Genomic DNA, 13454 nt, shown 5'->3' on the forward strand with positions numbered 1-13454 from the left:
GCAGCGCGCATGTTATCGCATGCGCCTCTCCAGAATCCTCCTCGCCGCCGTTCTCCTCGCGCGCCCGGCGGCCGCGCAGTCCTCGGGCTATCAGCTCACCGAGGCCATGGTCCCCATGCGGGATGGCGTCAAGCTGTACACCCGCATTCTCGCGCCCGCCAAACCCGCGCGGCCTCTCCCCTTCCTCTTCGTGCGCACGCCGTACGGGGTGGATGGCAACACGCCGCAGAGCGTCGCGACGGGCTGGGGGTTCATGAACCAGGGCCCCGCCGAGAACGGCTACATCTATGTCTTTCAGGACATTCGCGGGAAGTTCAAGAGCGAAGGTCAGTTCGTCATGCAGCGCCCGCCGCGGCAGAACCGCGCGGACCCCAAGGCGATCGATGAAAGCACCGATGCCTACGACACGATCGAGTGGCTGCTCAAAAACGTGCCCAGCAACAATGGGCGTGTGGGCATGACCGGCGTGTCGTATCCCGGCTGGACGACGGCCATGGCGATGCTCGATCCGCACCCGGCGCTCAAGGCCGCGTCACCGCAGGCGTCGCCGGCGGACATGTGGAAGGGCGATGACTTCCATCACAATGGCGCGTTCCGACTGAGCTACGGGTTCGAGTACGCCACCATGATGGAGTCCGGCAAAGACGTGAAGCAGTTCAACATGGATGCGTACGATACCTACGAGTGGTATCTGCGCCTCGGCTCGCTCAAGACGGTGAACGACAAGCTGCTCAAGGGCGCGATCCCGACGTGGAACGACTTTGCGCAGCATCCCAACTTCGATGGCTTCTGGCAGCGGCAGGCGATGGCCGGCTATCTCGATAAGGTCACTGTGCCGGCGTTGCACGTCGCGGGGTGGTGGGATCAGGAGGACTTCTATGGGCCCGTCACCATCTACCGCGAGCTTGAGAAGCACGACCAGACCAATGTGAACTTCCTCGTCGTGGGCCCGTGGAATCACGGCGGGTGGATGCGCGGTGACGGCAGTTCGCTCGGTCCCATCCAGTTCGGTTCGCCCACGGCACGCTTCTTCCGCGACTCCGTCATGGCGCCGTTCTTCGCGATGCACCTCAAGGACGGCCCGCGAGTCAGCATGCCGGAAGCGCTGGTGTTCGAGGCGGGGAGCAACGTGTGGAAGCGCTACGACGCGTGGCCGCCCAAGCAGGCCGTGTCGCCGCGCGCCCTCTACATGCGGGAAGGCGGCGCTCTGGGCTGGGAGCCCGCGCCGGCCAGTGCGCCCCCCTTCGATGCGTATGTCTCCGATCCCGCCAAACCGGTGCCCTATCGCCAGCGCCCGGTGCAGATGACGTACGGTCCAGGCTCCACGTGGAGCACGTGGCTCACCGAAGACCAGCGCTTCGTGCACAATCGGCCCGACGTGCTGAGCTGGGAGCTCCCCACACTGCAGGAGGATCTCACCATCGCCGGCGATCTCACCGTCACGCTGCACGTGGCCACGACGGGCACCGATGCCGATTACGTCGTGAAGCTCATTGATGTCTATCCCGACTCCGGGATGAAGGACCTCAAGATGAACGGCTACCAGTTCATGGTGGCCAACGACGTCACGCGCGCCCGCTTCCGGAAGAGCCTCGAGAAGCCCACGCCGCTCACCCCGAACGTACCGGAGGCGGTGACGGTCGACTTGCACACGCAGGCGTACACGTTCAAGAAGGGGCACCGGGTCATGGTACAGGTGCAGAGCAGCTGGTTCCCGCTCATCGATCGCAACCCACAAACATTTGTGCCGAATATCTTCGAAGCCAAGCCGAGTGACTTCCGCGCGGCGACGCAGCGCGTGTACCACACCAAGACGCAGGCCTCCAAGATCGTGCTGCCGGTCGTGACGGGGATTCGTCCGTGAGAGCGCTAACGCTGCTGCTCGTTCCTTCCATCGCGCTCGGGCAAAGTAAAGCGGCGAAGCCCGCGCCGATCGTGCCACTCAAGCCGTTCACGGTGCCCGCGTGGGCCATTCCCAGTGCGCCGGCACCAGCGGTGGTGCCCAAGCCGGATAGCACCGTCTGGCATCATGTGCCCGGATCGCCACGGGCATACACCATGAAGCAGATCGGCAACGCCTTCGACATCCCCGATTGGTTCCCGGACGAGCACCCCCGCGCTCCCACCAGCGTGCTGACCGGCCGACGCCCGAACGGGCGCGCGTGCGGCTACTGCCATCTGCCCAATGGCGCGGGTCGCCCGGAGAACGCCACGCTCGCCGGCTTGCCTGCGGCATACACGCTCGCGCAGGTGCGAGCCTTCCGCGATTCGTCGCGGAAGAGCGCCTCGAAGGATTGGGCCATCGGCTCGATGCACGCGGTAGCCGCCGGCGTCACCGACGACGACGTGCGCGAGGCCGCCGCCTACTTTGAGACGCTCAGGCTGACCCGCCCCAATCGCATCGTCGAATCGACGACGGTACCCAAGACGCGGGTCGAAACGATGCTCTATGCCAAGACCGACGAGGGGACGGAGCCGATCGCCGGGCGGCTCATTGAAGTCCCGGATGAGTTTCATCGCCACGAGTTGCGCGATCCCACCGTGCTCTATACCACCTACGTGCCGCCGGGCACCGTGGCGCGCGGCCGGCGCGTCGTCACGCAGGGCCCAGCAGGCATCGCGACCGCCTGCACGACCTGCCACGGCCCGGATCTCCTGGGCATGGCCGGTACGCCACCGCTCGCCGGCCGGAGCCCATCCAGTTTGCTCCGCCAGCTGGTCAGCTTCCGCACCGGCGCCCGCGCCGACTCGGCCAGTGTGCTGATGCGCCCCATCGTGAATGCGCTCAGCATCAACGACATGGTCGCCGCCGCGGCGTATCTCGGTAGTCTGCCGGCGCACAAGTCCGCGAAGCACTAACCTCCTCTCGCTCCCGCTGCCCACGCAATGCGTCGACTCCTCATCGTCAGCACGGCGCTGCTCCTCGCCGCGCCATCCGTTCGCGCCCAGAAGCCGGCGGCCAAGACGGCCGCGCCCTTCTCCGTGGTGGAGGCCGGCGTCCCCGAACTGCGCGCCGCGCTCGAGAGCAAGCGCCTTACCTCGCGACAGCTGGTGGAACAGTATCTCGCCCGCATCGCGATGTACGATCACCAGCTCAAGGCCGTGATCAGCGTGAACCCGCGTGCGCTCGACGAAGCGGACCGGCTCGACCGCGAACGCGCGCAGGGCAAGGTGCGCGGGCCGCTGCACGGCATACCGGTGGCGCTCAAGGACAACATCCACACGAACGACATGCGCACCACCGGCGGCGCGCTGGCGTTCGCCGATCTCGTGCCGCCCTACGACGCCACCATCACGAAGAACCTGCGTGATGCCGGGGCGATCATTCTCGCCAAGACGCAGCTCACCGAACTCGCCAACTGGGTCGCCAGCGCGATGCCGGGCAACTACACGGCCGTGGGTGGGCAGGGGCTCAATCCATGGGACCCGCGCACCGATCCGCGCAGCGGCCTCGATGACGGCCGCGCCGTGCTCGCCACCGGTGGCTCCTCGAGCGGCGTGGGCACGAGCATGTCCTTCTGGCTGGGCAATGGTGGTACCGACACCGGCGGCTCGATCATCTCGCCGTCCATTCAGACGATGCTCGTGGGCATTCGCCCCACGACCGGGCGGTTGTCACGGTGGGGCGTCATCCCGATCACCGGCACGCAGGACACGCCCGGGCCGATGGCGCGCACGGTGACCGATGTCGCGTATCTCATGGGCGCCATGGAAAGCCCCGCGCCCGATCCGAACGACAGCGCCACGACCGTCTGCACGCCACCACCGGGGCGCGACTATGCCAAGTTCCTCGATGTGAACGCGCTCAAGGGCGCGCGCATAGGCATTCCGCGCGCGTTCTTCTACGAGCCCATCGCTGCCGGCAGCAGCAGCACACCGCGCGGTGGCCTGAACGCGGGGCAGCAGGCCGTGATGAACGAGGTCATCGCCGCCCTCAAGGCCGCCGGCGCCACCGTGGTGGATCCGGCGAACATCCCGAGCGTGATGGCCCCCAAGCGCGAGGACAACTTCACCGACTTTCCGTTCTGTCAGCTCGCCGAGCAGTCGCGCGGACGCGACGACAACTGCTCGGTGGTGATCAAGTACGGCATGAAGCGCGATTTCGACCGCTGGCTTGCCACCCTCGGTGATCGCGCGCCGGTGAAGACGCTGGCGGCGCTCCGCGAGTGGAACATCGCGCATCAGCGCGCGGGGGCCATCAAGTACGGGCAAGGGCGCTTCGACATCTCGGATGAGATAGACCTGCGCACCGATCGCGAGCGCTACGACGCCGATCGCCGCCGCGACCTGCGCCTCACCCGCACGCAGGGGCTCGACGCCGCGCTCGATGGCCAGCAGCTCGATGTGCTCGTCTTCCCCGGCAGCAGTGGCGCCGACATGAGCGCGCGCGCCGGCTATCCCTCCATCACGGTGCCGATGGGCACGGTGCCCGTGGTGGCCCCCGCGAACGCGCCCTTCCCGCCGGGCTTCACGCCGAGGCCCTCCCCGTATGGCGTGATGATCACCGGACGCGCGTGCAGCGAGCCCAAGCTGATCGGGCTCGCGTATGCGCTGGAGCAGGTCACGAAGCGGCGCACGCCGCCGCCGGCCCTGCCCTGACCACCGCGCCCGTCAGCGAAACACGGCAATCTCCTCGAGCGGTTTGCGCGTGAGCGCCGGCACCTGCGCGTCGGGTGCCGGATAGCCCACCGGCATCACGAGAAACGCCTTCTCGTTTGCCGGCCGCTCGAGGAGCTCGCCCAGAAACCCCATCGGCGACGGCGTGTGCGTGAGCGTCACCAGCCCCATCGTATGCACCGCCGCAATGAAGAAACCGGCGGCAATGCCGCAGCTCTCCTGCGTGTAGTAGAAGGTGCGCTTCTCGCCGTTCGCATCGAGCCCGTGGCTCTGCCGGAAGAGCACCACCACCCACGGCGCGTCGGTGAGATGGGTCTTCACCTCATCCGTGCCCAGCGGCTCGAGCGCCGCCCGCCACTCCGGCGTGATGCGACGTGCATAGAACTCGCGCTCCTCGGCTTCAGCGGCCTCGCGCATGCGCTGCTTGAGGGCCGGATCACTCACCGCCACGAAGGTCCACGGCTGCTGGTGCGCGCCGCTCGGCGACGTTCCGGCCGCACGAATAGCCTCTTCGATCCACGCCCGTGGCACCGGCTCGGGCGAGAAGTGGCGCGTGGTGCGGCGGCGATGCATGTGCGCGACAAAGTCGGCGGCGCGACGCGCGGTCTCAGCCGCCGACAGGCGCTCGTGGGCGAGGGGTTCGAAGCGAGCCATGGCCTCAAGCTAGCGCTGGCGTCAGGCGCTGACCTCCTGCATCACGAGCAGCGCACCGAGCGACTGGCCCGTCTTGTCGGCCCACCGACGCCCCACGCACCGACAGAGCCGATCGGGTCGGTCCGGGACGCGAAGCCGCAGTTCCTCCCCGCGCACCTCGGCTCCCGCGAGCAGCCGCAGGAGTGGCATCTCTTCGGCTCGCAGCGGCCGCGCCCCGTCGGCCGTGTGGAGCAGGGGCACGAGATCCGCACTGGAGATCGGCGCCCGGGCATCGACGGGGACACCCAGCCACTCCCGCGCCACACGATTGTGCATCGTGACCTGCCCGTCCCGGTCGCAGGTGAACACCGCCGATTCGAGCGACTCCAGCAGCACCTGGTGGAACTGCGACGCCTTGCGGAGCGCCGCTTCATCCTGCCGCCAGCGATACAGGCGCCAGATCTCGTCCGCGAGAATCTGCAGGCTCATCGTATCGACCTCGTCGTAATCGACCTTCTTGTTCCCCACGCCGATCAGCATGACCACCGCGCCCCGTTCAATGACCGGCACGACGGTGAAGCGATCGAGAAACGCGTGGCCCTCCGGCAACGACGTGCGACCGATGTGGCCGGCGTAGTCGTTCACGATGATGGCGCGCCGGGTGCGACAGGCATCGGCCCAGATGCCCGCCTTCGCCAATGGGTAATGGCGGCTCCCCTCGCTCATGGTGCAGTACGACTGCAGCGTGGCGGTAGACCACGTCACCAGTTCGATATCCTGCTGCGGCCCCTTCACGAAGTGCAGGAAGCCGATGCGGCTGTCGGTCAGGCGCTCGGCGATGTCGAGCCCAGCCTGCAGGAATGCCATGGGTTCAAGCGATTCGGCGAGCGCCGGCATCTCGAGGGTGGCATGCGCCCCACGTCCGCGACGGGCCGCGGCATGTTCGGTCGTGCGCTGCGTCGTGATATCCGTATGCGTACCGATGAGGCGACGCGGATGCCCGCGGCTGTCCGGGTCGGTGGCATGCACCGCGGCCCGTAACCACCGATACTGCCCATCGGCGGTTCGCATCCGGAACTCGGTGTGCAGCTGGCGCAGTTCGCCGTGGAGCATGGCCTGCCGGTGCTCCAGCACGCGCGGCAGATCATCGGGATGAATGTGCGACTGCCACCAGGTGTACGTCAGCTCGAACGTCGACGGATCGTATCCGAGCATGAGAGCAAAATCTTCGTTGCAGGTGCCCTCGCCGCGTTCCATTCGGAATTCGAACACGCCGAGGCGCCCCTCATCCGCCTGCACGGTCGCCGCGGGCGCCGGTGGTTCCGGTCCCTCGGCGCGAACATGCGCGTCCAGCTCGGAGGCCAACAGCCCCACGAGATGCGCCAGCAGTGGCTCGTCGGCAATCGGCAGCTGCTGCTTGAGGTGGAACAGCTGCAGTTCACCGCGCGCACCCGTCGCGCCAGCGAAGGGAATCTCCTGGACGCCAAGCACCGCGCCATCGACTCCCGTGCGTGAGACATGGCCGGCGGCGGACACGGACTGCGTGAGGCCGTTGGCGGCGACATGGGTGATCCGCGCCCCCACCGCAATGCCGGTGGTGACGGCGAGCCGACAGATGGCATCGAAGGGATCGGAGACACGCGGCTGTGCCGTGGCGAGCGCCGACGCCTTGGTGCAGAAGTCGAGCAGCCGTTGTGTCCGTTCCAGCGTCTGTACGAGGAGTACACGCTGACTCACGTCGCGCACCACGACCAGCAGGAGCGGACGCCGCGATTCGGGCCACGCCCACGCATCGATGACGACGTCACGCGGAGCGCCGCCGACGATCGTCCACTGCACAGGCTTCTCGCAGAGCCCCACGCTCATGCCCGCACTGAGCAGCGCACGCGTGGCCTGCGACGGCAATCCCAGAAAGTCGACAAGCCGACGACCGGCGGCGCGCGATCCACACAATGTCGCCGCGGCCGTGTTCATCTCAACGATGATGCTCGATTCCGGCTCCACCAATAATACCGGCAGCGCGAACCGCTCGAGACTTCCGGTGAGATTCGACATAGGCGGGACCAATCACGGGGCGGCCACGACCGGACGCCGTTCGTCGTCGAACCCGCGTTCCGCATCGTACGCATTGTGAATGTCGACGCGGACTGCGGATCACGTCATCGGGGATTCCCCGTCCTGAGATCGGAGAAACGGCGCGCCGCCCATGATGAAGCGCGCAGCAATTATTCAGTGACGCGAAAATGAAAACGCGTACACGATGTATAGGGCTGCGTGGGCCGCACGATGGTGCTGGGAAACGCGGGCTGATTGGGCGAGTCCGGGAAGTGCTGCGTTTCGAGCGCGACGCCGCTGTGTTTCGCGATTGGCGCGCCACCCTTTCCCGGCGTACTGCCGTTCAAGTGGTTACCGGTGTACACCTGAAGGCCCGGCTCCGTGGTGGCGATGACCACCTCACGCCCACTTACCGGATCATGAAGCCGCGCCGCTTCCACGCACGCGCCACTCGCGTGATCGAGCACCCAGTTGTGATCGTAACCGTGCCCCGTGGCGAGCTGTGGATTGCGCTCGCGGATGCGCTCGCCAATCGCGCGCGGGAAGCGGAAGTCGAAGGGCGTCCCATCCACGAATGGGAGCTCGCCCGTGGGAATCTGCCGCTCGTCCACCGGCGTGAAGCGTGAGGCGTGTATCGTGAGCTGGTGCCCCAGCACCGTGGCGCTCGCATCGCCCCGCAGATTGAAGTAGCTGTGCTGCGTCAGGTTCACCGGCGTCGGCGCGGTAGTCGTGGCGTGATAGTCCACCACGAGTGTGTGGTCGTCGCGCCAGCGATACGTGACCTGCACGGCGAGCTCGCCGGGAAATCCCTGATCCCCATCGGGGCTCGTGAGCTGCAACACCACGCCCACCGCGTCGTCGTGCACGAACGGCTCGACCTGCCAGAGGCGATGATCAAAGCCCTCGGGGCCGCCGTGCAGCGCGTTGGTCCCGTTGTTCGCGGGCACTTCGTAGCGCACGCCATCAATCGAAAACGCACCGTCGGCGAGGCGATTGGCATAGCGGCCGACCAGCGCGCCCAGATAGTAGCCACTCGTGCGATACGACGCCGCGTCGTCATGGCCGAGCACCACATCACCGAGCACGCCGTGCCGATCGGGGACCCGCAGCGCCCGGATGATGCCGCCGAGCGAAAGGACCTCCACCTCGGCGCCCGTGGCATTGCGGAGCGTGAACACGTCAACGGGGCGCCCCAGGTCGTCGGCGCCGAACGGGGCGCGGATGACGCCGCGCCCCGCGCTTGATGGCGAGACGCCCGATGGATCGAGAGATTGCATCGGTCCAAGCTATCGCTGTGCCCTTTGACCGTCACGGTATGTCTGCTGCCACTGCAGTGCTGCTGGGTCTCGATATCGGAACCAGTGGGGTGAAGGCCATGCTCGTCGAGGCGAGCGGGGGGTGTCTCGCGCAGGCGCATACGCCGCTCTCCCTCGCGACGCCTTTCCCGGGGTGGGCGGAGCAGCATCCCGATGACTGGTGGCGCGCCACGTGTGTCAGCATCCGCACGCTGCTCGAGCAGCACCCAGCCGTGGAGATTGCGGCGATCGGTCTGTCCGGGCAGATGCATTCGTCGGTCTTCCTCGATGCCAGCGGCGCAGTGGTGCGCCCTGCCCTGCTGTGGTGCGACGGTCGCACCACCGCCGAGTGCCGCGAGATCGTGACACGCGCCGGCGGCGACGCGCAGCTGCGCGAGTGGGTGGCGAACCCCGCCCTCGAAGGCTTCACGTTACCCAAGGTGCTCTGGCTGCGCACCCACGAACCCGAGGCATTCGCGCGGGTGCGGACGGTGCTGCTCGCCAAGGACTTCATTCGCCTGCGGCTCACCGGCCGGGCCACGAGCGAACCCAGTGACGCGTCCGGCACGCTGATGTTCGACCCGGTGCGCGGCGCGTGGCAGGCGGAACTGCTCCGCACGATGGAACTCTCGGCTGATCTGTTGCCACCAGTGGAGGCGTCGGCGGTCGTGCACAGCGTGGTCTCCAGCGAGGCCGCGACGCTCACGGGATTACGCGCCGGCACGCCGGTGGTGGGCGGTGGCGCCGACAACGCCTGTGGCGCCCTCGGCGTGGGCGTGGTGACGCCGGGGAGCGCCGTGGCCAGCTGGGGGACATCAGGCACGGTGCTCGCGCCCACGGCGCAGCCGCTCGTGGACCCCGCCATGCGGGCGCACACCTTTGCGCATGTGGCGCCGGAGACGTGGTATGTGATGGGTGTGGTGCTGTCGGCGGGCGGTGCGTTCGCGTGGTATCGCGAGCAGTTCGCGCGTGGAGCGACCGATGCCCTGCTCGATGCGGAGGCGGCGACCATTCCTCCGGGTGCCGACGGCATCACCTTCGTGCCGTACCTGCAGGGCGAGCGGACTCCGCATCGCGATGCGTCGGCACGCGGCGCGTTCCTGGGGCTCAGCCTGGCGCACGGGCGGGCGCACACCACGCGCGCGGTGCTCGAAGGAATCGGCTTTGCCATGAAAGACGCGCTCGGCGTGCTGGCGGAGTTGGGCATCAGCCCGCGCGAACTGCGCCTGACCGGCGGTGGCGCCCGCAGCCCCTTCCTGCGGCAGCTGCAGGCGGAGATTTATGACCGGCCCGTGTGGACGGTAAACCGCGACGAGGGGCCCGCGTTCGGCGCCGCCCTGCTCGCCGGCGTTGGGGTCGGCGCCTTCGCGTCGGTGGCCGACGCGGCGGCGCAAACGGTGCATGCCGAGGGGGTGACCGAGCCGGCGCCTGGCGCCTGGCTCGCCTACGCGCCCGCGTACGCGCGCTATCGCGCCGCGTACGGGGCGTTGCGCGCGATCACGGCGATGGCGTGATCGCGCTGTCGGCTACCAGAATTCCGGAGCGAGCGTCACCATAATTCCTGAGCGACTGAAGTTCGGACGTCAGTATCGCGGCAGTTTGTATGATATCCGGGCGAACCGGACCGGTGAGCAGCAGTAGCTACTCAGTATTGGGTCACGGAAGTAGTTCTACTTCGCGAAGTGCGAGCCATGGGTGTACCGAAACCGGTCACCCCTCCGGAGGCGTGTCCTGGCTGACGGCCTCCGGAACTCTTGGCTGTAGTTTCCGGAAGTCCGGTTCGGGTTTGCCATACGTCCTGATCGGGCGAGTTTTCCGTGATGTCAGTCGCGCGACAGTCGCACAAAAAACGGCGCCCTCCGAGTATGAAGGGCGCCGCGCTGTTGTTTATGACCTGAGCGAAGCGCTACGAGGCGCGACCAAATTGCGCCACTTGCTCCACCGTGACACTCGCGTGGGTTTTCCAGGCTGGACGCGGTCCGATCTGAATCACGACATCGAGGTCGAGCGCATTGAGCAGCCTCTCAAGCCGCTCTTGGCTGAAGCGCGCCAATTTGCCCCGGAACAAGTCTGAGACGTCAGAGGCCGCGATACCGAGCACTTCAGCGGTACGCTTCTGATTCCATCCGTTAGCCCGAACCACGCGCTCAATCGCCAACGCCATCTCTGCTTTGGCAACCCGTTCCGCGCTATCGGGCAGGCCCATTGCCTCGAAGAAGTTGTCGTGCATCGCACTGAATGCCACGGACGCTGTCGCGCTGGCCTGTGGAGTCGGGGCAGGCGATGATTTGGTGCGTGTTGCTGACGCTTTGGGCTTTCGTGTTGCTGGCATCCGTCGCACTCCGAAGTGGTTCGTCATGATTTCTTGCCCCGTCTCGATCTCACTGCGCGCGGTACGGCGGATTGCGCGGCCTTCGCAGTAGCGGCGGCCTTCGCGGCTGCCGTCGCGCGGAGGTATTCAGCCTTGTTAGCCGCATAGTCCAGCGCCGCCGCCTGGTATCGTGCGGTCACGCGATCGATATCGGCTTTGGGGGTAGCTTTTCCCGATTTCGATTTCTTCTGAAACACGTCGAGCAGATACACCAGCCCTTCAAACGCCACAACAAACGCGGCCCGGTAGGTCTCCCCATCGTCATCTTCAACGAGCTTCAGAACGTCGCGGGGCACCCCTTCGCCAAACGGCCGTGCCCCCGGCACCGGGTCACCGTACTGCGCGGCCATCAAGGCCTTACCGAAGACGTCCTGAACATCTGATGGCAGCTCCTTAACCGCCTTCTCCACTCCAGGAACAAACTTGAGCGGCTTTCGGAACCGCACGGGCGATTTGCCCATCTACTCCTCACAGGATAGCAGTTTTGCTATGCTCTCGCAAGTCCCGTCCAAAAGTCGGATAGCGCGCGAGCTCATCGGTCCATCCGGCGAAAATATGACCACTAGGCCATATCACAGGCGCCGGCGGCCCGGACGGTCTCAATTTGAGACCGTCCGGCCTATGAAGAGCGAGAAACTGATCGAGTGCCGCCGGGCACGGATCGTGTACGCCAGGCTGCCCGATGTCGGTACAGCCCGATTTTGCGCGAGCCTCAATAGAACTATCCATCCACCGTTGGCCCAACATTAGTACTGCTGCTGGCGGGCTTGGCTTGGTCGAAAGTCGACCACAGTGTAGCGATGCGGACGCCCGAGAATGCTTGATCACGACTTCTGGCGGACGTCGCTCTGGGCGAGTGCATGAACGACGCGGTTTGCGCACCGCGCCCGGTCTTGGCGCGGGGCGCGAGGCCGGCTGGCTACCCGCCGGACGCCAGCGTGTGCAGCACCGCAAGCACGCGGTCGATGCGGCCTTGCAGCATGACTTCGATCGGCGTCGCGGCGCCCCCGAGGGATGCCGGCTTTGCTGTGCGAAGCCACGTGCGCGCCAAGTCGGGACCGGCAAAGAGTCGACGAAGCAGCTCGAAGAGCTCCTGGGTCTGCTCGATGCGAGAAATGGCGAGCGCCCGTGGGGCCGCCTGTCCATGGCGCCATCGGTAGAACGTGCTCTGGTCCACACCGAGGATGCCCGCCAGCTCCTGCAGCTCAAGGCCGAGCTTCTCACCTCGCTTGCTGAGCGCCTCGAGGTTCAGCTCGTGATTGGTCGCGATTGTCATCGTGCCTCCGGGTTACCTTCACTAAACGACCACCGCGTTGCATTTGCAAGGTGAACGACCCCGGAGACCAGAGACTTCGCGCTCCCTCGCAAGACAAGCGACGCGCGAGCGGTTATAGAAGGCGAAGTAAGGGTGGACCAAAAGGCTTGACCATGCTGTCAAACTGGCGGTGCCCTATCAGCTACGACAATCCGGGGACGGGCGTAACCCGGAGACGCCCGCATCCCCGAGGGCGAGAAGCAGCGCGAAGTAAGGCGCCACGTTCTCTGGGGTGTCGTCTCGACACGCGTTGATGATCCGCTGGTTGTAGTCGTCGGCGCAGTTTGCCGCCGTCGCGCGATCTCTGATTTCAGCCGCCAACGTGTCAACTAACGTAGATGACCGTTCTGGGTATTGCGCCAAGTACCGGCGAAAGGATTGCACGACAGTAGCCGACGATCGCTCTTCGCAATTGTCCACGAATCCTCCGTGTGGGTACACCATACGGAGGATTCGTGTCTCACCTGGGGTCAACCTAACTAAATCGAAGCAAATCCATGAGAACGGTCGCCGCCCTCGTTAGCTTCTCTAGGACTTCGATTCTGCGGTTGGCTTGGCCGGCATGGTCGGGTGGCCATGGAGCGTTGGCTGCGACTTGGGCAGCTTCTAAGATCTGCAGCGATTGATTTCGGGTCTCCACGGTAATGAGTATTGCGCCGCGATCGGCGAGGAGTTCGAGTTCAAGCGTGCCGAGGCCCGCCTCAACGGGCGCCGTCGTTTTGTCGACGTTGGTCATCGCAAGCGCGATCCGTTTGTGCAGCGCATCCAAGAGCTCGAGGTACGTCTTGGCTGGACGTCATGATGCTGGTGCCAGAACTGATGAAAGCCAATCCAGAGCGTGTCGGCCACCAGAACTCCGGTTCGGCGTTCGCCATAATTCCTGATCAGATGATTTCCGGGCGACAGCATCGGCACGCCTCGGCCGATTTCCCGCCAAAGGGCGCCACCGAGCAGTAGTACTCACGGTGCGCAGACGGCGATCTGGCAGTTCTACTACGAGATTTCTCGGTCAAGGGCGTACCGAAATCGAACACCCGGCCCGACCCCGGTGACGGCCTCCGGAACTCTTGGCAGTAGTTGCCAGAACTCCTTGAACCGCCCCGGGTTTGGAGGAGACTCGGTTAATTGAGTGCCAAGCGCTCCGCAGGAGCCGCTTGGGTGCGGTAGA

12 protein-coding genes are annotated in these 13454 nt (G+C 66.0%); 5 read left to right on the top strand and 7 right to left on the bottom strand.

The features are described from left to right. Positions 1-19 precede the first annotated feature (19 nt). From K2R93_01185 to K2R93_01195, 3 genes are read left to right on the top strand one after another with little or no spacing between them, the layout of a single operon-like run. Positions 20-1864, top strand: a complete 1845-nt coding sequence (locus tag K2R93_01185; GenBank protein ID MBY0488427.1) for a CocE/NonD family hydrolase — start codon at positions 20-22, stop codon at positions 1862-1864. Beyond that, on the top strand, positions 1861-2859 hold the full coding sequence (locus K2R93_01190) for a c-type cytochrome (protein MBY0488428.1): 999 nt from the start codon (positions 1861-1863) through the stop codon (positions 2857-2859). The genes K2R93_01185 and K2R93_01190 overlap by 4 nt, the downstream gene beginning before the upstream one ends. Before the next feature lie 27 nt (positions 2860-2886). Then, positions 2887-4599 carry a hypothetical protein gene (locus K2R93_01195; GenBank protein ID MBY0488429.1) on the top strand — a complete coding sequence of 571 codons (1713 nt, stop codon included), beginning with the start codon at positions 2887-2889 and terminating at the stop codon, positions 4597-4599. A gap of 12 nt (positions 4600-4611) precedes the next feature. Here the strand turns inward: K2R93_01195 and K2R93_01200 are convergent, their stop codons facing one another. The 3 genes from K2R93_01200 to K2R93_01210 all read right to left on the bottom strand — a co-directional run bounded on the left by K2R93_01200 (position 4612) and on the right by K2R93_01210 (position 8582). After that, entirely contained in the window at positions 4612-5271 is a 660-nt protein-coding gene (locus K2R93_01200) for a nitroreductase family protein (GenBank protein ID MBY0488430.1), read from the bottom strand. 21 nt (positions 5272-5292) lie between these two features. Beyond that, on the bottom strand, positions 5293-7305 hold the full coding sequence (locus K2R93_01205; GenBank protein MBY0488431.1) for a GAF domain-containing protein: 2013 nt from the start codon (positions 7303-7305) through the stop codon (positions 5293-5295). Positions 7306-7475: 170 nt separating this feature from the next. Further along, positions 7476-8582 (bottom strand): galactose mutarotase, encoded by a 1107-nt coding sequence (locus tag K2R93_01210; GenBank protein ID MBY0488432.1) that lies wholly within the window; start codon positions 8580-8582, stop codon positions 7476-7478. Between the two features lie 38 nt (positions 8583-8620). On the opposite strand from K2R93_01210, the gene xylB reads away from it, so the two are divergent. Next, complete coding sequence (gene xylB, locus K2R93_01215) at positions 8621-10114, top strand: xylulokinase (GenBank protein MBY0488433.1); 1494 nt, start codon at positions 8621-8623, stop codon at positions 10112-10114. A gap of 392 nt (positions 10115-10506) precedes the next feature. On the opposite strand, the gene K2R93_01220 is transcribed toward xylB, so the two are convergent. The 4 genes from K2R93_01220 to K2R93_01235 all read right to left on the bottom strand — a co-directional run bounded on the left by K2R93_01220 (position 10507) and on the right by K2R93_01235 (position 13055). Next, positions 10507-10830 carry a helix-turn-helix domain-containing protein gene (locus K2R93_01220; GenBank protein ID MBY0488434.1) on the bottom strand — a complete coding sequence of 108 codons (324 nt, stop codon included), beginning with the start codon at positions 10828-10830 and terminating at the stop codon, positions 10507-10509. 125 nt (positions 10831-10955) lie between these two features. After that, the gene (locus K2R93_01225; GenBank protein MBY0488435.1) at positions 10956-11432 is read right to left on the bottom strand and encodes a type II toxin-antitoxin system RelE/ParE family toxin; all 477 of its coding nucleotides are present in this window, start codon (positions 11430-11432) and stop codon (positions 10956-10958) included. A 458-nt stretch (positions 11433-11890) separates the two neighbouring features. Further along, positions 11891-12247, bottom strand: a complete 357-nt coding sequence (locus tag K2R93_01230; protein MBY0488436.1) for a DUF2384 domain-containing protein — start codon at positions 12245-12247, stop codon at positions 11891-11893. Between the two features lie 514 nt (positions 12248-12761). Then, a complete protein-coding gene (locus K2R93_01235; GenBank protein ID MBY0488437.1) occupies positions 12762-13055 on the bottom strand; it encodes a hypothetical protein in 294 nt (97 codons plus the stop codon). Positions 13056-13084: 29 nt separating this feature from the next. On the opposite strand from K2R93_01235, the gene K2R93_01240 reads away from it, so the two are divergent. Further along, positions 13085-13243 (top strand): hypothetical protein, encoded by a 159-nt coding sequence (locus tag K2R93_01240; protein ID MBY0488438.1) that lies wholly within the window; start codon positions 13085-13087, stop codon positions 13241-13243. Positions 13244-13454 lie beyond the last annotated feature (211 nt).

The organism is Gemmatimonadaceae bacterium (assembly GCA_019752115.1).
In the GTDB taxonomy this organism is placed as follows: domain Bacteria; phylum Gemmatimonadota; class Gemmatimonadetes; order Gemmatimonadales; family Gemmatimonadaceae; genus Gemmatimonas.

Coding starts and splice junctions, on each gene's coding strand:
- K2R93_01200 (MBY0488430.1), bottom strand. CDS start 5,271: ATGGCTCGCTTCGAACCCCTCGCCCACGAGCGCCTGTCGGCGGCTGAG.
- K2R93_01210 (MBY0488432.1), bottom strand. CDS start 8,582: ATGCAATCTCTCGATCCATCGGGCGTCTCGCCATCAAGCGCGGGGCGC.
- K2R93_01225 (MBY0488435.1), bottom strand. CDS start 11,432: ATGGGCAAATCGCCCGTGCGGTTCCGAAAGCCGCTCAAGTTTGTTCCT.
- K2R93_01195 (MBY0488429.1), top strand. CDS start 2,887: ATGCGTCGACTCCTCATCGTCAGCACGGCGCTGCTCCTCGCCGCGCCA.
- K2R93_01220 (MBY0488434.1), bottom strand. CDS start 10,830: ATGCACGACAACTTCTTCGAGGCAATGGGCCTGCCCGATAGCGCGGAA.
- K2R93_01185 (MBY0488427.1), top strand. CDS start 20: ATGCGCCTCTCCAGAATCCTCCTCGCCGCCGTTCTCCTCGCGCGCCCG.
- K2R93_01205 (MBY0488431.1), bottom strand. CDS start 7,305: ATGTCGAATCTCACCGGAAGTCTCGAGCGGTTCGCGCTGCCGGTATTA.
- xylB (MBY0488433.1), top strand. CDS start 8,621: ATGTCTGCTGCCACTGCAGTGCTGCTGGGTCTCGATATCGGAACCAGT.
- K2R93_01240 (MBY0488438.1), top strand. CDS start 13,085: ATGATGCTGGTGCCAGAACTGATGAAAGCCAATCCAGAGCGTGTCGGC.
- K2R93_01230 (MBY0488436.1), bottom strand. CDS start 12,247: ATGACAATCGCGACCAATCACGAGCTGAACCTCGAGGCGCTCAGCAAG.